24 protein-coding genes are annotated in these 26,191 nt (G+C 57.0%); 14 read left to right on the plus strand and 10 right to left on the minus strand.

The features are described 5' to 3' along the window. Positions 1-6: 6 nt before the first annotated feature. A complete protein-coding gene (locus N7D90_RS14580) occupies positions 7-1,278 on the plus strand; it encodes an OprD family porin (RefSeq protein WP_261738689.1) in 1,272 nt (423 codons plus the stop codon). Between the two features lie 93 nt (positions 1,279-1,371). Beyond that, the gene (locus tag N7D90_RS14585) at positions 1,372-3,081 is read left to right on the plus strand and encodes an amidase (protein WP_261738690.1); all 1,710 of its coding nucleotides are present in this window, start codon (positions 1,372-1,374) and stop codon (positions 3,079-3,081) included. A 257-nt stretch (positions 3,082-3,338) separates the two neighbouring features. Here the strand turns inward: N7D90_RS14585 and N7D90_RS14590 are convergent, their stop codons facing one another. After that, positions 3,339-3,719, minus strand: a complete 381-nt coding sequence (locus N7D90_RS14590; RefSeq protein WP_261738691.1) for a RidA family protein — start codon at positions 3,717-3,719, stop codon at positions 3,339-3,341. A gap of 129 nt (positions 3,720-3,848) precedes the next feature. On the opposite strand from N7D90_RS14590, the gene N7D90_RS14595 reads away from it, so the two are divergent. From N7D90_RS14595 to N7D90_RS14625, 7 genes are all read left to right on the plus strand, one after another. Further along, positions 3,849-4,733, plus strand: a complete 885-nt coding sequence (locus tag N7D90_RS14595; protein ID WP_261738692.1) for a helix-turn-helix domain-containing protein — start codon at positions 3,849-3,851, stop codon at positions 4,731-4,733. Positions 4,734-4,863: 130 nt separating this feature from the next. Further along, a complete protein-coding gene (locus N7D90_RS14600; RefSeq protein ID WP_261738693.1) occupies positions 4,864-6,222 on the plus strand; it encodes a glutamine synthetase family protein in 1,359 nt (452 codons plus the stop codon). A 43-nt stretch (positions 6,223-6,265) separates the two neighbouring features. Continuing rightward, the gene (locus tag N7D90_RS14605) at positions 6,266-7,354 is read left to right on the plus strand and encodes a polyamine ABC transporter substrate-binding protein (RefSeq protein ID WP_261738694.1); all 1,089 of its coding nucleotides are present in this window, start codon (positions 6,266-6,268) and stop codon (positions 7,352-7,354) included. Positions 7,355-7,403: 49 nt separating this feature from the next. Beyond that, complete coding sequence (locus N7D90_RS14610) at positions 7,404-8,702, plus strand: NAD(P)/FAD-dependent oxidoreductase (protein ID WP_261738695.1); 1,299 nt, start codon at positions 7,404-7,406, stop codon at positions 8,700-8,702. Positions 8,703-8,761: 59 nt separating this feature from the next. Beyond that, the gene (locus N7D90_RS14615) at positions 8,762-10,504 is read left to right on the plus strand and encodes an amidohydrolase (protein WP_261738696.1); all 1,743 of its coding nucleotides are present in this window, start codon (positions 8,762-8,764) and stop codon (positions 10,502-10,504) included. Between the two features lie 89 nt (positions 10,505-10,593). Continuing rightward, the gene (locus tag N7D90_RS14620; RefSeq protein ID WP_261738697.1) at positions 10,594-11,370 is read left to right on the plus strand and encodes a TorF family putative porin; all 777 of its coding nucleotides are present in this window, start codon (positions 10,594-10,596) and stop codon (positions 11,368-11,370) included. A gap of 88 nt (positions 11,371-11,458) precedes the next feature. Beyond that, on the plus strand, positions 11,459-12,361 hold the full coding sequence (locus N7D90_RS14625; RefSeq protein ID WP_261738698.1) for a LysR substrate-binding domain-containing protein: 903 nt from the start codon (positions 11,459-11,461) through the stop codon (positions 12,359-12,361). A 101-nt stretch (positions 12,362-12,462) separates the two neighbouring features. Here the strand turns inward: N7D90_RS14625 and N7D90_RS14630 are convergent, their stop codons facing one another. After that, complete coding sequence (locus tag N7D90_RS14630) at positions 12,463-13,017, minus strand: TetR/AcrR family transcriptional regulator (RefSeq protein ID WP_261738699.1); 555 nt, start codon at positions 13,015-13,017, stop codon at positions 12,463-12,465. A 107-nt stretch (positions 13,018-13,124) separates the two neighbouring features. Here N7D90_RS14630 and N7D90_RS14635 point away from each other — a divergent pair, with 107 nt between their 5' ends. The 3 genes from N7D90_RS14635 (at position 13,125) to N7D90_RS14645 (ending at position 17,260) form a co-directional block, all read left to right on the plus strand. Further along, on the plus strand, positions 13,125-13,625 hold the full coding sequence (locus N7D90_RS14635) for an HPP family protein (protein WP_261738700.1): 501 nt from the start codon (positions 13,125-13,127) through the stop codon (positions 13,623-13,625). Positions 13,626-13,890: 265 nt separating this feature from the next. Beyond that, positions 13,891-16,002, plus strand: coding sequence for a TonB-dependent siderophore receptor (locus N7D90_RS14640; RefSeq protein WP_261738701.1), 2,112 nt, complete (start codon positions 13,891-13,893; stop codon positions 16,000-16,002). A 286-nt stretch (positions 16,003-16,288) separates the two neighbouring features. Beyond that, positions 16,289-17,260 (plus strand): acyltransferase family protein, encoded by a 972-nt coding sequence (locus tag N7D90_RS14645; protein ID WP_261738702.1) that lies wholly within the window; start codon positions 16,289-16,291, stop codon positions 17,258-17,260. A 71-nt stretch (positions 17,261-17,331) separates the two neighbouring features. Here the strand turns inward: N7D90_RS14645 and N7D90_RS14650 are convergent, their stop codons facing one another. The 6 genes from N7D90_RS14650 to N7D90_RS14675 form a co-directional block, all read right to left on the minus strand. Then, a complete protein-coding gene (locus N7D90_RS14650; protein WP_261738703.1) occupies positions 17,332-17,835 on the minus strand; it encodes a RidA family protein in 504 nt (167 codons plus the stop codon). Positions 17,836-17,884: 49 nt separating this feature from the next. Further along, positions 17,885-18,280, minus strand: a complete 396-nt coding sequence (locus N7D90_RS14655) for a c-type cytochrome (protein WP_261738704.1) — start codon at positions 18,278-18,280, stop codon at positions 17,885-17,887. A 14-nt stretch (positions 18,281-18,294) separates the two neighbouring features. Further along, positions 18,295-19,824 (minus strand): flavin monoamine oxidase family protein, encoded by a 1,530-nt coding sequence (locus N7D90_RS14660; protein WP_315968164.1) that lies wholly within the window; start codon positions 19,822-19,824, stop codon positions 18,295-18,297. Between the two features lie 473 nt (positions 19,825-20,297). Beyond that, positions 20,298-20,735, minus strand: coding sequence for a hypothetical protein (locus tag N7D90_RS14665; RefSeq protein ID WP_261742454.1), 438 nt, complete (start codon positions 20,733-20,735; stop codon positions 20,298-20,300). A 28-nt stretch (positions 20,736-20,763) separates the two neighbouring features. Continuing rightward, positions 20,764-21,954, minus strand: a complete 1,191-nt coding sequence (locus N7D90_RS14670) for an NnrS family protein (protein WP_261738706.1) — start codon at positions 21,952-21,954, stop codon at positions 20,764-20,766. Positions 21,955-22,117: 163 nt separating this feature from the next. Continuing rightward, on the minus strand, positions 22,118-22,561 hold the full coding sequence (locus N7D90_RS14675; protein WP_261738707.1) for a CopD family copper resistance protein: 444 nt from the start codon (positions 22,559-22,561) through the stop codon (positions 22,118-22,120). A 501-nt stretch (positions 22,562-23,062) separates the two neighbouring features. On the opposite strand from N7D90_RS14675, the gene N7D90_RS14680 reads away from it, so the two are divergent. Next, complete coding sequence (locus N7D90_RS14680) at positions 23,063-23,539, plus strand: hemerythrin domain-containing protein (protein WP_261738708.1); 477 nt, start codon at positions 23,063-23,065, stop codon at positions 23,537-23,539. A 224-nt stretch (positions 23,540-23,763) separates the two neighbouring features. Further along, positions 23,764-24,090, plus strand: coding sequence for a DUF2388 domain-containing protein (locus N7D90_RS14685; RefSeq protein ID WP_261742455.1), 327 nt, complete (start codon positions 23,764-23,766; stop codon positions 24,088-24,090). A 26-nt stretch (positions 24,091-24,116) separates the two neighbouring features. On the opposite strand, the gene N7D90_RS14690 is transcribed toward N7D90_RS14685, so the two are convergent. Together N7D90_RS14690 and N7D90_RS14695 are read right to left on the minus strand one after the other, a co-directional pair. Continuing rightward, positions 24,117-24,896, minus strand: a complete 780-nt coding sequence (locus N7D90_RS14690; RefSeq protein WP_261738709.1) for a transglutaminase-like domain-containing protein — start codon at positions 24,894-24,896, stop codon at positions 24,117-24,119. Between the two features lie 328 nt (positions 24,897-25,224). Continuing rightward, complete coding sequence (locus N7D90_RS14695) at positions 25,225-26,109, minus strand: homocysteine S-methyltransferase family protein (protein WP_261738710.1); 885 nt, start codon at positions 26,107-26,109, stop codon at positions 25,225-25,227. Between the last annotated feature and the right edge of the window lie 82 nt (positions 26,110-26,191).

Consider the following 26,191-nt stretch of genomic DNA (forward strand, 5'->3'; position numbering starts at 1 on the left):
CCCGCCATGCTCAAGACTGTTCTTCGGGCGCTCAGCGCCTGCACCTGCGTTTTATCCATGGGCCCCGCCCTGGCCAGCGGTTTTATCGATGACAGCCACGCTGATCTGGTGATGCGCAACTATTACTTTGATCGCAACTACGTCAATGCAACGCCCCAGGCTGCTGCCCGGGAATGGGCACAGGGGTTTATCCTCAACTTGCGCTCGGGCTACACCGAAGGCCCGGTCGGGTTCGGCCTGGACGCCCAAGGCTTGCTCGGCGTGCGCCTGGACTCCTCACGCGCACGCACCGGCACCGGCCTGCTGCCCTACAACGCTACCACCCGCGAACCTGCCGATGAGTACTCGGAGCTGGGGCTGACAGCCAAGGTCCGCGCCTCCAAAAGCGAGCTGCAACTAGGCACCATCAGCACCTTTTTACCGATCGCCTTCGCCAGCCCTACCCGCTTGCTGCCGCAGACGTTTCGCGGCGCGTACCTGAAGTCTCAGGAAATTGAGCAGTTGACGCTGCATGTCGGCTGGCTGGACCGCATCAACCTGCGTGACTCTACCGACTACCAGAAAATGTCGGTCGGCTCGCCCAATGGCCGCTTTAATGGCGCGGCCGAGTCCAACCGTTTCATGTTCATCGGCGGCGACTATGCCTGGTCACCGCACCTGACTCTCAAGTATTACCACGCTGAACTCGCGCAGTTGTACCGCAAGGATTTTTACGGCCTCGTCGATAATCGCCCGGTGGGCCCCGGCAGCCTGAAAAGCGATTTTCGTCTGTTTGTCACCGGCGAGGACGGCGCAGCCAAGGCCGGAACGGTGGACAACCGCAATGCGGCGCTGATGCTGACCTACAGCCTGGGCGCCCACAAATTCGGCGCCGGCTACATGCAACTGACCGGCAAGACCGGCATGCCGTATCTGTTTGGCACCGAACCGCTGGTGATCACCGAAGGCACCCTGAGTTCGGAGTTCCTCAACCCCAAGGAACGCAGCTGGCAGGTGCGCTACGACTACAATTTCGCTGCAATGGGGGCGCCGGGACTCAACGGCATGCTGCGCTACGTAAGTGGCGACAATATCGAGCTGGCCCGATTCGGCGGCTCGAACCTGAGCGAGAGCGAAAAGGATATCGAGGTCTCGTATGTGCTGCAGAGCGGACCGCTCAAGGACCTCTCGCTGCGGTTGCGCAACGCCTGGTACCGCAACGACTTCACAGCACAGGCCAGCCACCGGGATGATAACGAACTGCGGGTCAATATCGATTACACCTGGAAGCTCTGGTGACGATTTACGACAACAAATGCGACATGGGCTGGCTGAGCAGGCAGGACATTCGATAAGCTCTGCGGCCTCCCATCAGCCACCAGCGGTAAGTCCATGATTGAAGTGACCGAGGTTTCCATAGCCCAATTGCGCGCGGCGCTTGAATCTGGCCAAACCACGGCGGTCGAGCTGGTGCAGGCCTATCTCGCACGGATCGATGCCTACGACACCCCGGACACTCCCACCGCCCTGAATGCGGTGGTGGTGCGCAACCCGCAGGTGCTGATCGAGGCGCAGGCTTCCGATGCCCGCCGGGCGAAGGGCCAGACCCTGGGCCCACTGGATGGGATTCCCTACACTGCCAAGGACAGTTACCTGGTCAAGGGCCTGACTGCAGCGTCGGGCAGCCCGGCCTTCAAGGACCTGATCGCTTATCGTGACGCGTTCACCATCGAACGCCTGCGCGGCGCCGGCGCCATCTGCCTGGGCAAGACCAATATGCCGCCCATGGCTAACGGCGGCATGCAGCGCGGGGTTTATGGCCGCGCCGAAAGCCCGTACAACGCCGACTATCTGACGGCCCCCTTCGCTTCCGGCTCCTCCAACGGTGCAGGCACGGCCACGGCGGCCAGCTTCTCGGCGTTCGGCCTGGCCGAAGAAACCTGGTCGAGCGGACGCGGGCCCGCTTCCAACAACGGTTTGTGTGCCTACACGCCTTCTCGCGGAGTGATCTCGGTGCGCGGTAACTGGCCGCTGACACCGACCATGGACGTGGTGGTGCCGTTTGCCAGAACCATGGCCGACCTGCTGGAAGTGCTCGATGTGGTGGTGGCTGAAGACCCGGACACCCGTGGTGATCTGTGGCGCCTGCAACCCTGGGTGCCGATCCCGAGTGTTGCCTCGGTGCGCCCGGCTTCGTATGCAGAACTTGCCGTTAAAGGCGACGCACTGGCAGGCAAGCGCTTTGGCGTGCCGCGCATGTACATCAATGCCGACCCTGAAGCGGGCACGGCCGAAGCACCGGGCATCGGCGGTCCGACCGGGCAACGCATCATCACCCGCGCCTCGGTGATCGACCTGTGGCAAGCCGCACGTCAAGCCATCGAAGCCCAAGGCGGCGAAGTGATCGAAGTCGACTTCCCGCTGGTCTCCAACTGCGAGGGTGATCGCCCAGGCGCGCCGACGGTGTATAACCGTGGGCTGGTGTCGAAAGCGTTTTTGCATGATGAGCTTTGGGAGCTGTCGGGCTGGGCGTTTGATGACTTCCTGCGCGCCAACGGCGACCCAAAACTGAATCGCTTGGCCGACGTTGATGGCTCGCTGATTTTTCCACACGACCCAGGCACCCTGCCCAATCGTGAAGATGAGTTGGCCGCGGGCATGGACGAATACGTACGCATGGCCCAGCGCACAATCACGCCGTGGGACCAGATCAGCACCGTCCCGGACGGCCTGCGCGGCCTTGAGCAAACGCGACGCATCGACCTGGAAGACTGGATGGACCGCTTGGGTCTCGATGCCGTGCTGTTCCCGACCGTCGCCGATGTTGGCCCAGCGGATGCAGATGTGAATCCTGCCTCTGCGGATATCGCCTGGAGCAACGGTGTATGGGTGGCCAACGGCAACCTCGCCATCCGCCATTTGGGCGTACCAACCGTTACGGTACCAATGGGCGTGATGGCCGATATCGGCATGCCGGTGGGGCTGACCTTTGCCGGCCGTGCCTATGACGACTCGGCCTTGCTGCGCTTCGCTTCGGCGTTCGAGGCCACGGGATCCAAGCGATTGGTTCCGCCGCGTACGCCACCGCTGTCAGGTTGCTGAGCGGAATACAGGGCCAGGGTGGGGGTTGTTTTCCCCACTGATTATCGAGATTTTCCGCACAGGTGAGCCCTTTGATCCGGCCAAGCTGTTTAGCGAGAAACACTTCGCTAATGCTTGACCCGGAACAGAGTATCTACAGAGATACTTCAAGCGTGGGAGCGAGCCTGCTCGCGAAGATCATTCGCGAGCAGGCTCGCTCCCACTGGGGCTTGACCTGGAACAGAGTATCTACAGGAAATTTACCGTCCTTCCCGTTTTCAGCCCTTGGCCGCCATCGCCGTTACTTCCACGCGCATGCCCTCAACCGCCAACGCCGCCACACCCACGGCAGCACGAACCGGCCACGGCTTGGCGAAGAAGCGTTTGTACACCTCGTTGAATGCCGCACGATCCGCCATGTCAGTCAGATAAATAGTCAGGTGGAGCACCCGATCCATCGAGCTGCCAGCTTTCTCCAGCGCCAACTTGAGTGCCTGCAGGGTGCACTCGCTCTGCTCGACAATTCCGCCCAGTTCCAGACTACCGTCCGTGCGGGTCGGGATCTGCGTCGAAACCAGCAAACCGCCGAAACCGGCAACATCAGACGAGATGGATTCAGCATCAGGATCAGGGATGTAGGTAATGTCCTGTTGAGTCATAAGGATCTCTTGCTAGAAGTAAAAAACATATTCTCCAACCTCCGCCCGTGCCTTGCGCGGTTTTTTTCACGCTGCTAGGGTGCGCTGAAACAATAAGTATAAATTTCGCCCTGAGCGAGGAAGCAAACCATGCAGATTCAATCCCACAACACTGCGGACGTGGATCAGCAACTGGTGATTGCCGGCTGGCAGGAACACTACCAACAAATGTCGGCTGGTTACTTCCAGGGCAAGGTGGTGCACCTGCAACTCAACGGCATCGAAGTGTACGAAGAGCAGATGAACACCCGTATCGAGCAGCATTTTCAAGCGCCCGCGGCGTCCCTGGTGTTCAGTTTTGACACGCAAAACGGCTCGTTGTACCTGCTCAACGAAGAAACCCAAAACACCTGGATCACACCGGAGAACTACAAGGAAGTGGCAGTGGTGATCGGGCCGCAGTATCTCAAGCAACTCGATTGCCTGAATCTGAACACACTCGATGGCCTGTTCCTCACTCCATTGGTGTCCCAGCACAGCCGGATTTTTGGCCGCTGGCTAAGCAACACCCTGCAGCAATTGGCCGCGGATGATTCGCCACCCCCCGATGAAGGCCTGGCACAGCAACTGGTCGACGATTGCCTGTATATCCTCGACTGTCCGCGCCAGACACTCGACTACGCCCACCAAAAACACCTGGCCCATGACCGCCGCCTGATCCGGCGTGTGTTCGATCTGGTCATGACCGCCCCGCAAGAGCACTTCAACGTACTGCAACTGGCCAATGCTGCAGGGGTTTCGGTGCGTCAGTTGCAACACAGCTTCACCTCTTTCACCGGCGTCTCGCCCAGCCAGTGGCAACGCTTGCGGCGACTGAATTTTGCCCGCCGCGACTTGCTGCGCATGTCCCCCGCCGAAACCACCGTGGCCGAAATCGCCATGCGTTGGTCGTTCTGGCACCTGGGCCGCTTCTCGCAGACCTATAACAGCCTGTTCGGCGAACTACCCAGTTGCACCCTCCTACGCACCCGCTAGCGCACCAAAACAGGGCGCACATTAAAACGCAAATCGGATAGAAGCCCGCCGCCTCACGATTGCACTATCACCTCGCAACACGGAACTGAGCAGCCAGGGGGCGCTCAGGCATTTCCCTGCAAGAGGCGTTATGAAAGGCAATCTGGATCGGCTGAGCCACTGGCTCAAAGAAAACAAAATCACTGAAGTCGAGTGCCTGATCTCTGATCTGAGCGGCATCGCTCGGGGCAAAATCTCACCCACCAACAAATTCCTCAACGAGCAAGGCATGCGCCTGCCGGAGAGCGTCTTGTTGCAGACCGTGACCGGCGACTATGTAGATGACGATATCTACTACGAGTTGCTGGATGCCGCGGATATCGACATGCACTGCCGCCCGGACCAGGACGCGGTGTTTATCGTGCCTTGGGCAAGCGAACCCACCGCACAGGTGATCCACGACACCTATGACAAGCAAGGCAATGCCATTGAGCTGTCGCCGCGCAACCTGCTGAAAAAGGTTCTGAGCCTGTACACGGCGCGTGGCTGGAAGCCGATTGTTGCGCCTGAAATGGAGTTCTACCTGACCCAGCGCAGCCCCGATCCTGACTATCCGTTGAAGCCGCCGGTTGGCCGCTCCGGGCGCCAGGAAACCGGACGCCAGTCGTACTCGATCGAGGCGACCAACGAGTTCGACCCGCTGTTTGAAGACATGTACGACTGGAGCGAAGCCCAGGGTCTGGATCTGGACACTCTGATCCATGAGGAAGGCACGGCGCAGATGGAGATCAATTTCCGTCACGGCGCGGCGCTGTCACTGGCTGACCAGATCATTATTTTCAAGCGCACCATGCGCGAAGCCGCGCTCAAACATGACGTCAGCGCGACCTTTATGGCCAAGCCAATGACCGGCGAACCCGGCAGCGCGATGCACGTCCATCAGAGCGTGGTTGACCTGGAGACCGGCGAATCGGTGTTCTCCAACCCCGATGGCAGCATGAGCGAGCTGTTTATGCACCACATCGGCGGCCTGCAAAAGTACATCCCCGAAACCTTGCCGCTGTTCGCCCCTAACGTGAATTCGTTTCGCCGCTTCCTCCCCGACACCTCTGCGCCGGTGAACGTTGAGTGGGGCGAAGAAAACCGCACCGTTGGCCTGCGCGTGCCGGACTCCGACCCGCAAAACCGTCGGGTTGAAAACCGACTGGCCGGCGCCGATGCCAACCCTTACCTGGCCCTGGCCGCCAGCCTGCTCTGCGGCTACGCCGGGATGGTCGAGGGCGTAGAGCCGAGCGCAGCCGTGGTTGGCCGTGGCTACGAGCGCCGTAACCTGCGCCTGCCACTGACCCTGGAAGCCGCGCTGGAATGCATGGAGCAGTCGGACATGGCCAAAAAATACCTGGGTGAGCGTTTTACCAAAGGTTTTGTGGCGGTCAAGCGGGTCGAACACGAGAACTACAAGCAGGTGATCAGTTCCTGGGAACGCGAGTTCCTGCTGTTTAGCGTGTAGCTCCAAACGCACTCCAAAATGGACTCACAGAAAGGACATGTGGATGAAACGTACCGCCAAAAAAATGCTCTTCACCACCCTCTTCGCCCTGGCTGGCCAAGCCTCGGCGCAAGACACGGTGAATATCTATAACTGGACCGACTATATCGCTGCAGACACCCTGGTTAACTTCCAGCACGACACTGGCATCAAGCCGATTTATGACGTGTTCGACTCCAATGAAACCCTGGAAGGCAAGCTGCTGGCCGGGCGCACCGGCTATGACGTAGTGGTGCCCAGCAACCACTTTCTGGGACGGCAGATCAAGGCCGGGGTTTTTCAGAAGCTCGACAAGTCGCAGATCCCCAACTGGAAAAACCTCGACCCGCTCTTGCTCGCGCGACTGCAAGCCAACGACCCCGGCAATGAATACGCAGTGCCCTATCTGTGGGGCACCAACGGCATTGGTTACAACGTCGACAAGGTCAAACAGGTATTGGGCATCGACAAGATTGATTCCTGGAGCGTTTTGTTCGAACCGGAAAACCTCAAGAAGCTGAAAAGCTGCGGCGTGGCCTTTATGGACTCGCCAGATGAAGTGATGCCATCGATGCTCAACTACCTTGGGCTCAATGCGAACAGCGAGAAGCTTGAGGACTACAAGATCGCCGCGAAAAAACTGCAACCGCTGCGGCCTTACATCAGCTACTTCCACTCCTCTAAATACGTGACTGACCTGGCCAACGGCGACATCTGTATTGCCTTCGGTTATTCCGGCGACGTGTATCAGGCGATCCATCGTGCGCAAGAGGCCGGTAACGGGGTGAATGTGGCCTACGTGGTGCCCAAGGAAGGCGGCAACCTGTGGTTCGACATGCTGACCATCCCGGCCGATGCCAAGAACCCGCAACAAGCCCATGCGTTTATCAACTATCTGCTCAAGCCTGAGGTGATTGCTGACATCAGCGAGCACGTGGGCTACGCCAATGCCAACACCTCGGCCACGGCCTTGATGGGTGAGGAAATTACTCATAACCCATCGATTTACCCACCCGAGGCGGTACAGGCCAAGCTCTATGTGTCATCGGAGCTGCCGCCTGACCTTATGCGCTGGATGACGCGTTCGTGGAACAAGTTCAAGTCCGGTCGTTAATCCTGTGCCGGGCAGCAATGGCTGCCCGGCAACTCAGTAGGCAGTTTTTATGACGTCCACGATGTCTTTACCGCACACCTATTACCGCGCCACACGCAACCTGCAGCTCAGTTGCCCGCCCCTTGCAGGTAAGGTGCAGGCAGACGTGTGCATCATTGGCGCGGGCTTTACCGGTTTGAACACGGCCATTGAACTGGCTGAACGCGGTCATTCGGTGATTGTGCTCGAGGCGCAGCAAGTCGCCTGGGGTGCCACCGGCCGTAACGGCGGGCAACTGATTCGCGGGGTTGGCCACGACCTCGACGCCCACGAAAAAACCATCGGCCGCGAAGGCGTCAAGGTGCTGGAGCGGCTGGGCCTGGACGCGGTGGATCTGGTGCGCCAGCGCGTCGAAAAGCATGGCATTGACTGTGACCTACGCTGGGGCTTTTGCGAGTTGGCCAACACCCCGCGCCATGTCGAAAACCTTATCGCCGAGCAGGCGTCACTGCAAAAACTGGGGTATCGGCACAAGGTCGAGCTGGTTGAGCGTGCGGACATGCATCGCGTAGTCGCCTCGGACCGCTATCTGGGCGGGCTGATCGATACCGGGTCGGGGCATTTGCACCCGCTCAACCTGGCCTTGGGCGAGGCCAGGGTGGCTCAGCAACTGGGAGTCAATATTTACGAAAACAGCGCGGCGATGCGCATCGATTATGGCAGCCAGGTTCGGGTGCACACGGCCAACGGCGTGGTTCACGCCAAGACCCTGGTACTCGCCGGCAATGCCCATCTTGGTGATCTGGAACCGGCGCTCAGCGGCAAGGTGCTGGCCGCCGGCAGCTACGTGATTGCCACCGAACCCTTGAGCGAAGCGCTGGCGCACACCCTGATTCCGGAGAACCGGGCGCTGTGCGATCAGCGTGTCGGCCTGGATTACTATCGCCTGTCGGCCGACCGGCGCTTGCTGTTTGGCGGCGCGTGCCACTACTCCGGGCGCACGCCCAAGGACATCGCCGGTTATATGCGCCCGAAAATGCTTGAAGTATTCCCCCAGCTTGCGGGTAAGCGCATCGACTTTCAGTGGAGCGGCATGATCGGCATCGGCGCCAACCGGCTGCCACAAATTGGTCGTTTGCAGACCCACCCCAATGTGTTCTATGCCCAGGCCTATGCCGGGCATGGCATCAATACCACGCACATGGCGGCGCGACTGGTTGCACAAGCGATAAGCCTTGAGCAGAGCCAGGGCTTTGAGCTGTTCGCCCGCGTGCCGCACATGACATTCCCGGGCGGCAAACATCTGCGCTCGCCTTTATTGGCCCTGGGCATGCTCTGGTATCGACTCAAGGAAATCGCAGGTCATTGATAGGCGCATAAGCCCTGCTCTCACCATTCAAAAATACCAACAATAAAAAGGACGTTCCTATGAAGCGATTTACCCCCTGCCTGCTGGCAGCCCTGTTTGCCCTGCCCTCCTTGCAGGCTATGGCCGCTGCCGATCTGGTATTCACCAACGGCAAGGTGTTCACCGGCGTGCCCGGCCAGCCACTGGTGAAAGCCGTGGCCGTCGAAAACGGCAAGATCATCAAGGCCGGCAGCGATGCCGAGATCAATGCATTGGCCGACTCCGGCACCCAGCGCATTGACCTGGCGGGCAAGGTACTGATGCCCGGCATGATTGATACCCACAGCCACCCTGTAGCTGCCGGCCTGGCCAGCCTTGGGGCGAACCTGCTCGATGAAGAAATCCCCCTGCCCGAGCTTGAGCAATGGATCACCGAGCAGGAGCAGGCGGGCACTACCGGGGAAGGCGGAGTCGTCAATATTGCGGGCGTCAGTTCGGCCTACTGGGAGCAAAGCAGCGAGTTGGGCAAACACTTCAATCAAGGCCGCTGGGCTGACAAACCACTGGTATTGAACGGTATCGACGGGCATACCGGTTGGGCCAACAATGCCATGCTCAAGCGCATCGGGATTGATGCCACCTACATTAAAAACCTGCCAAGCAAGGAGCGCGATTATATCGGTCACGCGGCGGACTTCACCCCCACCGGTTTTGTCGCCGAGTCCATGTGGGACCAGGTACGCGGCCAGGTCCCACCGCCAAGCGCAGAGGTGATGCTCAAGGCGGCCCGTGAAGCCGTGAAAATCAACAATCAGTATGGGGTGACGGGCTGGATGGACGCAGCCTCGAACGCAGGCCATTCCGACTCGCTATTTGATTTCACCGCCACCGAACAAAGCGTCGGCGTATTGCCGCTGTATCGCCAGCTGGCAGAGAATGGCGAGCTGTCAGCCCACGTCGCGGCACTGCTGCTGACCAACTCCAAAAGCAAGCCCGCCGACCTTGAAGTGCTGGCCAAGGTGATGAAGCAGTTCGAAGGCGTGCCCAACCTGACCTTCCCCGGCATCAAGGTGTTTGCCGACGGCGTTCTGGAATACCCGGGGCAAACCGCAGCGGTCATCGTGCCTTACAAAAACAACAATAAAAACGGCGAGTTGCTGATCGACCCGGCGCACTTTGGCGAGTTGGTGGTCGCAGCCGAAAAACGCGGCTGGATCGTCCATATGCACGCAGTCGGCGACCGCGCGGTGCGCGAGTCCCTCAATGGCTTTGAATATGCGCGCAAGCTCGGCCCGGCACCGGTCACCCATAGCATCAGCCACCTGCAACTGGTCAATCCCAAGGAATTCCCGCGCTTTGCGCAACTGGGGGTAGTGGCGTCCATGCAACTGCTGTGGGCCACCGAAGAAAGCTACACCGTCGACCTAGTCAAGCCTTACATCAGCGCATTTGCCTATGGCTATCAGTACCCGGCCAAATCCCTGAAAGACGCCGGGGCCATGATCGCGGGCGCCAGCGACTGGCCGGTATCGAGCCCCAACCCGTGGAATGCCATCGCCCAGGCCGCCACCCGCAAAGGCCCGCTGGGCGTGCTCAATGCCAAGGAAAGCGTTGATCGCCAGACCATGTTTTATGCCTACACCAGCAATGCCGCCAAAACCCTGGGGCTGGATACGCAAATCGGTTCCTTGGCACCCGGCAAGCAGGCCGACCTGATCATCCTCGACCGTGACGTATTCAGCGTTGATGACGAAGCCCTCTCGGACACCAAAGTCCTGAAGACCTACTTCGCCGGCAAGCAGGTCTACGCGCCCGACGCCTGATTGGCTCGCCAGGCTTGCGACCGTCCCTGCACTCGGGGCGGTCGAAAAAAACATTGCTCATAGCGCCTTATAAAAACAAGAGAACTGATATGAACGCATTGTCTGTCTGCATGCTCACGGGCCTGGCCCTTACACCCCTGCTCAGCGCCCAGGCGCTGGAGCTCAACGACGATTTCCAGCTGGTGATTACGCCCACGCTAATCAGCGATTACCGGGCCAACGGCCTCTCGCAAACCCTGGGCGACCCTGCTGCGCAACTGTCGATCACCCTCAACCACAGCAGTGGCTTGTACGCAGGCCTGTGGACCTCGAATGTCGATTTTGGCTACGACTCTAAAACCCGTCAGGAGCTCGAATACTTTGCCGGGTACTTCTGGCAAATCAACGACAACATCAGCCTGGACACCTTCTACACCCGCTACGGGTACCCCCGTGAAAGCGGATACAACCAGAGCGATGTCCAGGCCACCCTCGATGTATACGGCGTTTTACTCGGTGGCAAATACGTCAACAACATGAAAGGCCCGGATTACGAGGATGAAAACGGCGAGTTCCACGAGGGCAAGAAAGACGAGGACTTATCCACGGTGTTTATCGGTTACCACACCGTGCTGCCCGCCGAAATCGGTTTGGTGTTGCGCTACGAATACGTCGACTACAAGGATGACGTATTTTTCAGCAACAGCGGCAAGGGCCAGGCCGATTACTACGACTGGGAAGTCAAACTCAGCCGCCAACTGATCGGCATTGACTGGGCGCTGAGCTATATCGATACCGACCTGTCGAAAGCCCAATGCACCAGCTTTACCGGCTACGACGATGTGTGCGGTGCAACGCTGGTGGCCAGCGCCAGCAAAACCTTCTGATTAAACCTGCGACCCGGCGTCACCAATGATCCTGTGATCCATTACCATGAGCACCGCCAAGACGTCGTTACGTAGCCGGGAGTGCTCTGTGGAAATCAAACACCTGCGATCATTTGTGACCCTGGCCGAGGAGCTGCACTTCGGCCGGGCTGCGCAACGCCTGTCCATTGTGCAACCGGCCCTGAGCATGCAGATCAAGATGCTCGAAGAAGAGCTGGGAGTGCGCCTGTTCGAGCGTAACCGGCACTCGGTCACGCTGACCGAAGTGGGTGCCATCTTCTTGCCCGAAGCCCGGGCCACGCTGTATCAGTCGGCCCATGCGGCTGATGTGGCCAGGGCCTGTGGGCGAGGGGAAATCGGCCGTGTGCGTTTGGGTTTTGTCTCATCGGTATTGCCCGAACTGCTGCCCTCACTGATCCGCGCGCTGCATACCCGCTTTCCGCGTATCGAGCTGGAACTCAAGGATATGCCCGGCCCGGACCAGGCTAGTGCCTTGAAAAACGGTCAGCTTGATTTCGGTCTAATGCGCTTGCCCGCTGCTATTCCGGGCATCCAGACCCGCGAGGTACTGCAGGAAACCTTTATCGTTGCCCTGCCCGGCGATCACCCGCTGGTGGCCTGCGACACCCTGCCCCCGACTGCCCTCGCCCAATTGCCGGTGTTTATCCTGGCCAGACGCTACGCTCCCGGTTTTTACGATGAACTGATGCAATCGCTTGCACGCCACGGCGCGCAACTGCAAATCGCGACGGAGTTGGGCGAATTCACCACCATGCTCGCCCTGGTGTCCGCCGGGCTCGGCGTTGGCTTGCTACCGGCCAATGCCGGACGCGCCTTACCCGCCAATGTCATCTCCAGGCCCCTGGAGCTGGGTAGTTACCGGGCAACTACCGGCCTGGCTTGGACGGATCTGAACAGCGCGGTTAAAACGACGGTGTTCAGTTTGATAGATGAGTTGTTGCCGATGGCTTCGCTGCGGGACAAGAGCTGAGAAAGGCGTATGGGCAGTCCTGCCACAGGGCAGATTTTGCAAGGGCGACGCGGTAATGCTGTTCACTTAAGGTCCGCGTTACCCCGACTGTGGGAGCAGGTTTATTGCTTCGGATCACAGCCTAATAGCCCCACCATCTCCTTGCCCGCCGCGATCAACTCGCGGCACACACCGTTGACCTGACTCGAAACGATTAGCCCTTCACCGATCAACAGCAGTTGCATGGCTGCCAAGCGAGGGTTGTTGAGGTGTGCTTGGGCACATATTTGCTCCAGATAAGCCACAAGTGCCTGCTTGTGTCGTTTGGCCAAAATATGCGGCGCCAGTGTCAGGCTGGCGTATTCGGCAGAGGCATTGATAAAGGCGCAGCCGTGGAAGTCAGGCTCCTGTACCCAGGCGCCAATAAAGTCGAGATAGGCTTCGGGTCGCAGCGCTGGCGGAGCCTGCTCAACCGCTGCGTTCACTTTGGCCATGAACTCGTTGTGACGAAGCGCCAAAGCAGCCTCGACCAGATGTTCCTTACTTGGAAAATGCCGGTACAGGGTCTTTTTGGTAACCCCTGCCTCCTGGCTCAGCTGCTCCACTCCGGTCGCATGAAAACCCTGACGATAGAACAGGCGCAAGGCAGAACCGGTTATTGCATCGGATGTACTCATTTCCAAGGACCTCATGGGAGATGCCGAACAGTGTATACCGATCGGTTGACTTGCAGGTATACCGATCGGTATCCTTTGGTGACTTCACCCTCCCTGCGAGCACCTCCATGCCAACACATCGCCTGCTCAAATCGGGTGCGCCAGCCGCACCTTCACTGCGTTTTACCCTGACGTCGTTTATCGGCGTGGTTATCGCCATCGGTGCCACAGGCTGGCTTAACGCTATCTCAGGCACCCCCTGGCTGATGGCGTCACTGGGAGCCAGTTGCGTGCTGGCTTTCGGCTTGCCGGACTCGCCACTGGCTCAGCCACGCAGCATTATCGGCGGGCATTTCATCTCGACGCTGATCGGGCTGATCATTCTCAACACCCTAGGCAATTCATGGTGGGCATGTGCGCTAGCCGTAGGCCTGGCACTGGTGGCCATGCAGCAAACCCGAACCGTGCATGCCCCAGCAGGTGCAAATCCCATAGTGGTACTAACCGCAGGTGCGCCGCTGTCATTTTTGGTTACACCGGTACTGGCCGGCTCCATCGTGATTGTGATGGTGGCCTGGTGCCTGAATAACGCCCGTAATAAAGGCAGTTATCCCAAGTACTGGCTATAGAACTCACCTGTCCCGTTACCGCTAATTACCCTTTGCCATACCAAAGTAAATGATAAACATTCTCCTTGCTGATACGATTCAGCTCTGTCGAATAGTCTGAGACGCCCGTAATAGACGTTTCAACCGGCGCACTGAAAAGAGAGGCAACAAGAACCTCGCCCACTTCATTGTTCGGTTATCGGCAGCGAATTCAGTTATCTGCCGTCATTGGTGTGGAGTGTTACGGATGTTGCAAAGGAAGCGTGGTTTTAAACGGGCAGGCATTATGCCCCTCGGGGTATGTACCAGTCTGGTGATTAGCTGTACGGCGCTGGCGGGCGAAAACGCCCCCATGCAACTGCCAAGTATTCAGGTCGACGGTGTGCAATCTACCGTAGACGATACGGACTACCGTGCGGGCTATAGCTCGACTGCAGACAAGACTGAAACACCCTATCTGCAGCAGTCACAAACAGTCGATACGGTGACCCGTCAGCAGCTCAAGGATCAAGCACCACAAACCCTCGAGGACGTGATTAAATTTATGCCCGGAGTGGTCGTCAGTAACAACTTTGGTGGCACACAGGACAGTTTTATCAAGCGCGGCTTCGGCAACTCTGATGATGGCGGCGTTTTGCGCGATGGTGTGCGCATGCCCATCGGACGTAATTTTCAACGTGTCACCACCGAGCGTGTGGAGATGCTCAAAGGCCCCGCCTCATTGCTGTACGGGATGCAGGAGCCAGGTGGGGTAATCAACGTAATCACCAAAAAGCCGCAATACCAATGGAGCAGTTCGCTGGGCGGCACCCGGAGTGATCAGGGCGGTGGCGATGGCTGGTTCGACATCACCGGCCCGCTGGCTGACAGCGGTTTTGCGTTTCGTTTGATCGGGCAAAACCGCGATGAGGATTACTGGCGCAACTTTGGCCAGAACACGTCAAAACTGGTCGCTCCCTCACTGGCCTACGAGTCTGACGACCTGTCGTTTCTCGCCGCCTATGAATACAACGATTACAGCAACACGCTGGACCGCGGCGCGTTGTTTTACAACGGCCACCATGTGGGCAGCCGCGACAAGCGCCTGGACGAAAAGTGGACCCGCGCCGAAGGCCAGCGCCAGTCGTTCAACACCACCACCGAATACCGCCTCGACCCGAGTTCGCGGGTGCGCCTGACCACGGGCTGGGTGTATGACCATTACAACGATTACCAGGCCGACCCCAGTGAGTATCGCCCCGCAACTGGCGAGCTGACGCGACGTTTTCGACGCAATGTGGGTGCCAATCGGGAAAACGCTTACCTGTCCCTCGACTGGATTGGCAACAAGACCTGGTACGGAATCGATCATGATCTGGTCACCGGCGCCGACTATGAAACCCGCCGCGAAGCCAACGGGGACTTCCTGCAAAGCCGCAACGTTGGCGGCTTCTACCCGGCCAACCCGCAATATGGCTTGCTCCCGCCCGTGGGTACGGTCAACCCGTCAAACACCAACGGCAAAAGCCATATCAAGGGTCAGTCGCTGTACGTCAAAGACAATATCCATCTGGGCGAAAAATGGATTCTGGCACCGGGACTGCGCTACCAGCACTACTCGATAGATTCGGGCGCGGGTCTGGACTTCAAGCAAACCACCGATGAGGGCGAGTCCAAGCTCCTGCCTTTTTTAGGGCTGGTGTATCAGATGCGTGACGATCTCTCGCTGTATGCCAACTACAGCCAGTCGTTCGCGCCCAACGAGATGGAAAACGGCACCACTTTCGAAGGCACCTACAAGTCAGAGACCGGCCGCCAGTACGAAGTGGGAATGAAGTATGACAACGGCGACTGGACGAGTCAGTTGGCGCTGTACGACATCCTGAAAAACAACGTGCAGCAGAACACCGGTGAACTCGACGAGTTCGGCAACATGGTGCAACGTTTGGCGGGTGAAGTGCAGTCACGCGGCCTGGAATGGAGCATGACCGGACGCCTGAGTGCGCAATGGAGTGTGATCGCCAACTACGCCTACACCGATGCCCGAATCAAGAAAGACACTGAGCAAACCGAAGGCAATCGCCTGTTCAACGTGGCGCGTCATGTGGGCGGTGCTTACCTCACCTACGAAGTCCCGGCCGACATTTTTGCAGGTCGCTTGCGTCTTGGTTCCGGCGCCCGTTATGTGGGCAAGCGCGCAGGGGATATCAGCAACTCCTTCGAGCTTCCTGACTACACCACGGTGGACGCTTTCGCATCTTGGAAGACCAGCCATCTGCTGGGCAAGGAAACCTCGCTGCAACTCAATGCCAGCAACCTGACCGACCGCAGCTATTTTGTGGCTTCGGGTGGCACTACCCGACGAGTAAGTTGGGGCGAAGGAAGGACGCTGCGATTGACGGGGGAAGTCAACTTCTAGTGTAACGGGCAGGCGCCAGACAACTGGACATGGCGCCTGCTTGATACACCCTCAAACTGAGCATGATATTCATAATAAAAAGAACAGTTTTTGTGCGGCGTGACGAAATAGTTTGAATGAAAAGCCCTACATCCAACCCCGGTTTATGACTGAGTTGGCAAAAATACATTTATAACAAAGACAAATACAATCCTTTGACTATACTCGGCCTCTTTATTACATGGCCTTTTGCTATGCTCAATTCAATTCAATTCAACTCTTAAGAGCCTTGGCTGCATGGCTCGTAGTGTTTCATCACTACATTCAAGTTGTGCATGGCAATAACCTGAGCGGCCCGCTCTCTAAAGCGCTTCATATGTATGGCGCTATTGGTGTCGATTTATTTTTTATCATCAGCGGCTTTGTTATTTATCTCTCAGTGGCGGGCAAGAATGTCACACCGGGTGTTTTTGCGGTTCATCGCTTGGCCAGGGTTGTGCCGGCGTATTGGATTTTCACCTTTATTTCGGCGGTTATTTTGCTCAATGCACCAACTTTCTTGCCACTCACGGCATTCGACCCGACGTTCCTTCTGCAGAGTCTGCTATTTATACCGGCTCAAAACCCCTCAGGCATTGGTCCGTATCCCCTGTTGACGGTGGGTTGGACGCTGAACTATGAAATGGCATTTTATAGCGTTTTCTTGCTGAGCTTTTATTTTCCGAAAAAACTCCAACTGCTGATGGTAGCGATTGGGCTTTTTCTACTTTGCAAGTTTATCTCCCGTCTAGGAGGTGATCTTGCCTTCTATGGCAACAAAATCATCTATGAATTTTTATTCGGAATACTGATTGCCATCGCCTATAAAAAAGGTTGGGTACAGAAAACACCCTCGTTAGTCGCTGTCGCTGTAATCCTTGTTGCTATCGGGATGATTATCTTTTACGGGCAAGTCTCCCATAACCCTCTAAAGTCAGGCCTTCCTTGCGCAATGATTCTCTTTGCGGCCGTATCTCTTGAGCGCTTCAGTCCTGGTTCGGGGTTAATTAGCCGCCTTGGCGACTGGTCATACTCAACTTATCTGTGCCATGTGCTGGTTATGTGCTCAATGATGAAAATTCAGGAGCTCTTGAATTTTCACGATGCAGTAACATTTGCCTTGACCATCGCAGGTATTCTTGTTGTGTCCTACTCAAGTTTCAGATGGATTGAAAAACCCATTTCCACTCTGGTGAAAAAGAACTCCAAAAGTTACACGGCAACACTGCCTACTGCCTAAAATGCGCTCTGCCACTACTGACGCCATGACTACTGAAACTCAGTGGTCATGGCGCCTGACGCCTCGCCGAATTACGGCCGAGCCGCAGTCACTTCGATCTCAACCAGATAATTCGGGTTGGCCAGGCCGGCCACCTGGAATGCCGAGCGAGTTGGCAGCTTAGGCTGGTCCTTGGTGCCAAAGAACTGGGTGTAGCCTTTCATAAAGCCTGTAAAGTCCATCTTGCCCGTCTCTGGCGTGCCCACCAGATAGACCTGCATTTTGATTACATCACCCATGGTCAGGCCCAGGCTTTTTAATGTGGCCTCGATATTTTTCAGCACGTTGACCGTCTGCACTTCGGTATTGCCATAGGCCGCGAGAGTCTTGGGGTCTGCCTTGCTATCCGCGACGGGAGGTACAACACCACTGAGGTTGACCAGGGTGACACCCGGCGGAATTTCGACGGCCAGGGAGATCGGGAAGTCCGAGTTCGGCAACTTGTGGCGTATCACTTCAGCCGCATTTACCTGCGAAGCCATCAAGCCAGCCAACAGGGAGGTCAGGAGAAAAGCGGGGATGATTTTTTTAGACATCTTTTTATTCCTTTAGGGATGTGAACAAAGCGCGCCGTCCATGTTTGTGTCAGCGCTGGGTGACCGCCCGAACATCTTCGACCGTCACGCTATCGGCATATTGGTTACCAAAGTGGGTACGTACATAGTTGACCACCGATGCAATCTGCTGATCATCCATGTACTTTTTAAAGCCCGGCATGCCGCCCTGCCCCGATGACACCATGTACACCGGGTAGACCTTGGCCCCCAGTTTCTGGTTGGTCGCCAGGGCCGGATACGCACCTGCACCGTGAGAGCCCTGGCCCTCAGCCATATGGCAGCCCTGACAGACCTGATTGAACAGGGCCTCGCCACTGGGTTGATCGAACTTGCCGGAGGTGGAAAGCATTGGCGTCTCTTCTGCAAGCACTGAGGTACTGGCCAGCAGACTCAACAGAGTGGCTATCGTGAAAGTTGTTCGCATGGCTAACTCCGGAGTCAGGCAGCTTTCGCGCTGGCGATGATATGGGTGTGCAGACGTTTGATCGCATCCTGTGACGACAGAATTGCACCCTCCATCCAGGCCGGGATATAGGACGCATGCTCACCGGCAAGGACGATCCGACCGTCAATCTGGCACAGATTTTTGTAATGCTGCTGACGGGTCTCGGGGGTCCATAGCCCGTAGCAACCGTTAGTCCAGGGCACCCGATGCCAACCGACAGCAATCCCGTTCTCGAACTCGCTCGGGTATTGCGGGTGAATCTGCGCGCCGTATTCAACAGCCTTCTGCACACGCATTTTCGGGCTCATAGCGGTGAATTCGTATGCGTTCGGGCCCCAGATGTAGGCACCGAGCAGAACACCTTTGCCCTGTTTTCCGTAGTCAGTGCTCGGGTAGCTGATTTTACTGATCGGCGTATCGGTGTAGCTGATACCGCCGTAGATATGCTCGTCCTGCTCCCAGAAACGGCGCTTGAATTGCAGCCCGATTTTTACCGAAGACTCGTAAGGCACCGCACGAATCGCGCTCATCATCGGTGCACTCACATCGATCGGCAGTTGCCCGAGAATCGACAACGGCAAGGTACAAACGCACCAGTGCGCCTGCTCCTGCTGCAGCCCGCCACTACCATCGCTGTTCTGGTAAGTGACGGTCACGCCGGTATCGTTTTGCTGGATGCGCGTGACCTTGGCGTTGTAGTGAATCAGGTCATTGACCTGCTTCTGGAAGGCCTGGGCGATCATGTCCATGCCGCCAACCGGTTGAAAAATGCTGCTTTGGTATTCGTACTCCTGGCCACTGGCGATGCTTTGCCACAGGTTGGAATCGAGCAGCGCCTTGCAGTCCATCGGTTCGGACGGCACGGCCTCGGGCATCAGGCCACCCCCATCGTCGATGGCAAAGCCACGACGCAGGCTGGTTTCCAGGGATTTTTTATAACTGTTGCCGGCGTCCAGCGCGCCCCATTTGCGCATCACTTCCAGCAAGCGCTCGCGGTCCTCCTGGGTCAGCGCCTGGTCCAGGCCGTGCTGATTGACTGCCTTGCTCAGCAGCTCGGCAACATGCCCCTGAAAGTCAGCCTGCACTTCGCGATAACGCTGTGGCTTGCCGCCAAATGCTTTGGTGGAATGGACCATTGCGTTGTAATTGACCTGAACAAAAGGCTCCAGCGCGACACCGAATTTGTGGCAGTAATCGAGCACCGCATGGTGGTGGTACGGAATCCGCCATGGGCCGGGATTGAGGTAAAGTCCCTTGTCAAATTCGCAATGTTGGGTCGCGCCGCCCAACTCGGTGAAACGGTCCCCACCGCGCAGTGTCCAGCAGCGCCCGCCCGGTCTGGCATTGAACTCCAGTACTTTGACCTGATAGCCCGCCTTTCGCAGTTCGTAGGCCGCGGTCATGCCTGCCAGCCCCGCTCCCAGGATCAACACTCGCGTGCCCTTGGGTGCACCGCTTAATGCAAAGTTGCGATCATGGTTGGATTCAGCGGCAAAACTTAAAGCAGTCATTGCCTGATACATCGCAGCAGCGCCCGCTGTCACTCCAATCCAGTTCAATACTGTACGACGGCTCACAACCATTGATTTCTCTTGCATGACCAATCCTTTGAATCGAAGGGAAATACGCAGGCAATAACTGACGAACAACCCGGCTAATGGCATCGCCCGACCACAGTAATGTCTGCGCCCGGTGATCCCCTAGAGCAAGCGGTATGCCATAAATTGAGAAACGCAGGAAAAGTGGCAGTTCTGAAATGCCAGGCAGCCAAATGCTTCGACATAGGTCGGCCAAGTCTATTTTTGGTGCAAGACAGGTGCGCCAGTATTGGGCAGGTCATTAGACCGTGTGCTTCATGGGCGCATTGCTACAAAGGGATGATCAGGCCGAAGGGCTACTCTTCCCCCTCGGCTGAATATCGAAGCTTGCAGGAAAGTGACTGTGATAAAAGCATGCACTTGTCCGCTCGGGGTGTTTGGGGTTTATGGGAAAGTGCTTAGCCATGCCAATAGAACATGGTCTTGGCGAGGATCACGATCAACACCATATGCCCCAGAATGCTGCGACGAATCCAGCTCGCCCGGGCGCAGGTCAGCCGTGCGCTTTTGAGCCAATACGCCAACAACAAATAATGACCAATGATACTCAGGGCCAACAGGATCTTCAGACTCAGCAAGGTGCCAAAACTGCTGGCCAGCGGCTGATTCAAGGCCCCCCGGTACTGCCACGCCAGGCTTATGCCAGCGCCATACAGCAGCAATACCACGCCATGCAGCACCTTGCGCGAGCGTACTGCAATCGCCCGATCCGCCGTCAACTGTGGGGCATCCGGCAACTGCTGGCGAGCGTGATGCCAGATAACCACTTCGAAAAATAACGTGCCGATGAAGGCGATTGCCGCGAGCAAGTGAATCACCAGCAAAAAGGGATACATCACTGACCAACTCCTACGAGTTACGGGCCTAACCTGGATGACCGTCAACCCGGGAGCGCAGCAGCATCGGCCCGTAACGCCAGGCATATAGCGCAAACGCCAGCGTCCAGCACAGACCCGCCAGCCACAACGCCGCCAAGGGAAAAAAGACAACTAGCCCGACCCGACTGAGACACGCCAGATTGAGCAAAATGAACGCCAGGGTCATGCCCGATGGCGGCTCCAGCGGACGACCGGTATGCCCAAGGGTGACCCGCGCAATCATCGCCAGTACCAGTCCGCCCATGGCACCGATGGTCAAGCTATGCACCGCCAGGCTCGGGTTGATCGATACACCGAAATGCCACAGCGCCATGCCCAGGCACGCCACCGCCAACCAGCCATACGCCAGGTGCAACGACCACAACAACGGCACGCGCCAGAGTGCCCGATCATGCCAACGGACCAGGCGCAGCAGATGCCCCACTGCCAATACCGCGAACAGTAAACCAACCCGGACATCGGGGTTGAGCGCAGGTCCCGCCGCATACAGCAACGCAACCAACACTGAACCGAGCAACAACGACCAATCCAGCCACGCCCAGGGGGCAACGCCCTCGATCCGGCCGAGGCCGCGCTGGGTGAAGAATGGAATGACTCGCCCGCCGATCAAACCCATCATCGCCGCCACCAGCCAGATACCGGCCAGTACGCCCTGGCGCTGCCAGCCTTCGTGCCCTTGGACCAGGCCCCGGAGGGACAGCCCGTCGGCCGCGGCCAACAGCAACAACACCAGCACAATCGGGTAGTTACGTTTCTGCCGCACCTGCCACAGGGTCATGCCCATCAACACCGCTAGCGCCAGCGGGAACCCTAACTCCAGCACCACGAGCAACGGCCAGGGCGCATTGGCCAGCCAGGCCAGCCGCGCGCACAGCCACAGCAGCGCCAGCGCCGCCAGAGGTGTTGCACTGATGCCTGGGCGACCGGTCCAGGTCTGCACCGCTGTCAGCAGAAAGCCCGCGATGATCGCCAACCCGAACCCGAACAGCAGCTCATGTCGATGCCAGCCCAACCAGCCGCCTGCAGGGGTCCAGTGGCTAATCAAACCGCTGAAAGCAGCCAGCCATAGCGGTATGACCAACACCGCCAACAGGCAACCACCGAGGAAAAACGGCCTGAAGGCCAACCGTAGCAGCGGTGTAATCGCCATCGCTTTACGGCGCTCAAGCACTTGCATAACACCACTCCTCTAACGTGTTGCCGGCGCGCAAGCGTCGAAGTAATTCCGGGCTCCATCATCGGGTATTGGCGATCAATCACCGTTGTCGCAGATCAAAGGTCGATCTCACGGTGGGGCACACCGTGATCGCAGCGGAGCTTGAGCTCGCGGGCAAGCCAGCTCACCAGGTCAGGTAAAACATGCCCTTGGCCAGTAGTACGATGCCAATCATGTGGCAAAACAGGCTGCCGTGGATGAAATGCAGGTATCGAGCATTCATCCGGCCACTTTTGAACAGGTACATGGCGACCATAAAGTGCAGCAGTACGCTGACGGCAAGCACGATTTTCAGCATCAGCAAGGTGCCGAACGATGAGGCCAGGGGTGTGGCCAAAACCGGCACATAACGCAGCCAGACCATCCCTGACCCGGCACCGAACAGCACCAGCAACACCCATGGAATCAAGATGCGGGCGCGTTGACCGATGCCCTGCTCGACCAGCAGCATGACCTTGGCGGGCAGCTGTTTGCGGATACTTCCCAGGAACAGGACTTCAAAGAAAACCGTGCCGATAAAAATCAGCGCAGCAAACAGATGCAAGGTCAGAAATAGCGGATAGAGCATGGGACTCTGGCTCTCATTTCAGCTGAAAACGATTCGCTCACCGCGATTAAAAACCGTCAATCCCGTCGTTGCGCGGCCTCGCGATCACTATTGCGGGCCTCGACCCAATGGGACCCTCGGCCACCAGCTGGGTTTTCCAGAATGGCGCGCGGGGTTTCAAGCAATGCATAAGCCTTGCCCTTCCACCTGTCGATTACAGAGCACAATACAGAGCAGGCCGAGCCATGCGGTTGACGTCAATCAAGGAATCCAGACAAGGAGATTGCTGCAACCGGTGCGATTGATCCGGTAGCGCAGCCTTTTCAGCTATCTGCTTTTTGCAATGCGCAAAGAAAAATCTCGGGCAGGATGCATGATTATATTTGGCTACTATTTTTATAACGTATTGAAAATACTATGATTTTTAAATTTCGTTTTTGGCACAGCAATTGCGAAATCCATCACGACAATTGAACCGCCAAGACAGAGCGGGAACCATCCATCCGTGATAGTGAGGCAAAAATGAACGCCATTGACATTCTGCTGGCCGACCACGAAAAAGTTAAATCGATCCTTGCCCAGCTCAGCGCCACAACAGATAAAGCGTTGAAAAAACGCACCGAGCTACTGCACAAGCTTGAGCTGGAAATCAGCGTACACACACAACTTGAAGAGAAAATTCTCTATCCGGCATTTAAAAAAGCGGGCGGTAAAGAACAAGAAGAAATGTATTACGAGGCAAAGGAAGAGCACCGTACTGTCGACTCACTGGTTCTTCCTGATCTCAAGAACACTGACCCGTCCACTCCGGAATTTGCCGGGAGGTGCAAAGTAGTGAAAGAGCTACTTGAGCACCATATCGAGGAGGAAGAAACGGAGATGTTCCCACAAGCGAAAAAGCTGCTTGGAAAAGCCGAACTGGATGAGCTGGGTGAACAAATGCTGGCGATGAAAACGGCCCTGAAAAAAACTCTTGGCACGTCAAAACGCGCTGCCTGATGCACTTGGGTGGCTCTGCCTGATTACTGGAGTTGGTAGCCAGTTCAAATAGAGTATTTGCCACCCAAACTACATTTCAATCGGGTTGGCGGTCATGGGATTGATGAGCTGACGAGCGCTCAGATTCTTCAACCGTCACAGCCCCTGCGCCAGGCTTCAGGTTTTTGAAAAGCCCCCTCCTCTGCTATGGTGGCGGCCATCCAAACGCAATGGAAGTGTTAAGAATGGACTCATGGAAAGCTGTAGGGGTCGCCTTTCTGATGACTATAAGCACCCAAACCGTGGCCGCTGAAAATAACAACCCGTTCCAGGCAGCACTCATGATTACCACTGCGATTCCCTTCTTGATAGTCGCAGGCACTACAGGCCTGACCTCCAGCATTCCACAGATGTTCAAATCATCCAAAGCCGATGCCCTTGCGTTCATTGGTTCTGACGGCGAAATTCGTGGGGCGCAGTTTGAACAGGCATCTCGCTATTATCGCGAGACTTACCCTGCGCCGCTGATGTCCGACCAGCAATTGGCGCAAGCGATCGCAGCAGCTTTTTGAGTGCCCCTTTCAGTGTAAAACGCTTATTAAAACGATGGACTGGGGGGCTCACGATGCTCGCATTCACGGCTCAGCGCAGTGCTGTCGTGTGCCCCCTCACGGATGCGACGCACGTTATTGTTGAGTACCTTGTAAAAAAAATGGTGGTAAAGCCAACCCTTCAAACCGGTCAAGTTAGTCTTGTGCTCGGTATAGAACTCGTCCGGTGAGGCATACAACCCCAGTTCCCGGGCAATGCCTTCGCGCTGGATGAAGGTATCCCGACCGGTCCATTGCACTGCGGGCTTGGCCAAACAAGGCGTTGCTACGGCATAGCCAAGAAAAGCGTGCGTGCAGTTACTAAATCTGTTCTGCACTGCACGCAGGTATTGCTCGTCCAAAATCACCCCTTCAAGCACTACCCAGCGTTCGTGCAGGCTGACCTCGACCCAGGTATGAAGGATTTCCTTCGGTGACATGAAGTAGACAAAGGGGGTCATTGCACCTTTCTGCAGGCGTTTGTCGATGGTGAAACCGCGCAGTCGGCAAGGAATGCCCAGCGCACGCAGCAATCCCATCAACAGTGTCGATTTGGTGTTGCAGTGGCCTAGGCCTTCTTCAAGGATGGCGGACGCTGGTAAGTTATCGGCGCCAGCGTTATAGCCGAAAAGAATCTCGTCGCGACAGAATTCGTAGACAGCTCTAGCAGCCTGCTCATGCGGCAATTGACGCCAGCCGCGTACGTCGATGAGCTGAGTAATGCTGGGGGCGTCGAAGTCGAGTATTGAAGTACGTCCTAGATAGTCCTGATCCTGCTGCTTGCTCATAGCCAAATCCTCCGTGGTTTTGTGCAGCCTGAACCCTCTAGTTACTTCAATGTCAAGACTCCGCCCTCCAGCCACTCCAAATGAGCTTGTCATCTGTAATAGATTAACAGTGCCGTAGTGATGCAGTAGCAGGTGAGCAGGAACGTCGCTCAACAAACTATGTTGGGCGGACGGTTAGAGTGCTGAGCACGGTTCCATTTGTGCACTCCTCTGGCGCCCTGCAACGCGTGACCGTGAATAAACAAAGCCGCTTACAAGACAATCGCTTACATCCGATAATCTTGCAGCGGCCGTGCTGACTCTCACTCTGTGCGCGAGTGTTTCTGGATCATGTCAGGCTGCGTTTAAGCTCGGCAATATGCTCCGGGCCGATCCCACAGCATCCGCCAATCATACTGGCTCCTCTTTGTTGCCAATCCTTGGCCCACTGCAGGTAACCCAAAGGATCTAGGTCTTCACGCAGTTCATCCAGGCCGTCATTGGCCGTCGCCTCTTTCGGTTGCGGCGGGAAGGCATTGGCGTAGACACCAATCGCGATATCAGCGCCCAAACGCTTGATAATCGATTGCGCCACATCCACTGCAGCACCGATCACCTCCGGCTGGCTACAGTTGAACAACAGCGCAGCCACGCCCATTTTTGCGCCAACTTCGATTGCCTCAGCCACGGTCTCACCGGACCGCAAGCGAGGCACACCGTCGACGTCTTCATCTTGAAGCGTGAAGGATACCCAGAACGGTTTACCGTCAGATGGCAAATGAGCATGGATCGCCTGCACTTCGGCAAGCGAACTTTGAGTCTCTGCCAACCACAGATCCACGTGCGCTCCCAAGCCTTGAAGCAGAGGCGTAAGAACCTCTGCCACGCGCTCCGGCTGGAACAGGTCAGGCCGATAGGAGCCGAACAACGGCGGAAGAGAACCCGCTACCTTGACCGGGTGGGCGCTTGCGTCAGCAGCTGTGCGTGCCAGTTGACCTGCGATCGAGGCCAGTTTTAATCCCTCGTTAGCAAATCGCTCTTCCCCAATATGAAAGGGAACAACTGCATAACTGTTGCTGGTAATAACTTGAGCACCGGATTCGATAAACGCTGCATGCACGGCAACTACCACTTGCGGCGCTTCGCTCAATGCAAGAGCCGACCACTCGGGTTGCCTGAAAGGTGCGCCACAACGTTGCAACTCCCGCCCCATACCACCATCAAGAATAACCATTGATCGTTCCTTCATGTCACTTCTCTAAGTTTGAGACGTGTAGCTGATTAATAAGTGCAAGCGCCAAAAAATGATCCAACAT

It is taken from the genome of Pseudomonas fragi, from assembly GCF_025426255.1.
In the GTDB taxonomy this organism is placed as follows: Bacteria; Pseudomonadota; Gammaproteobacteria; order Pseudomonadales; family Pseudomonadaceae; genus Aquipseudomonas; species Aquipseudomonas kulmbachensis.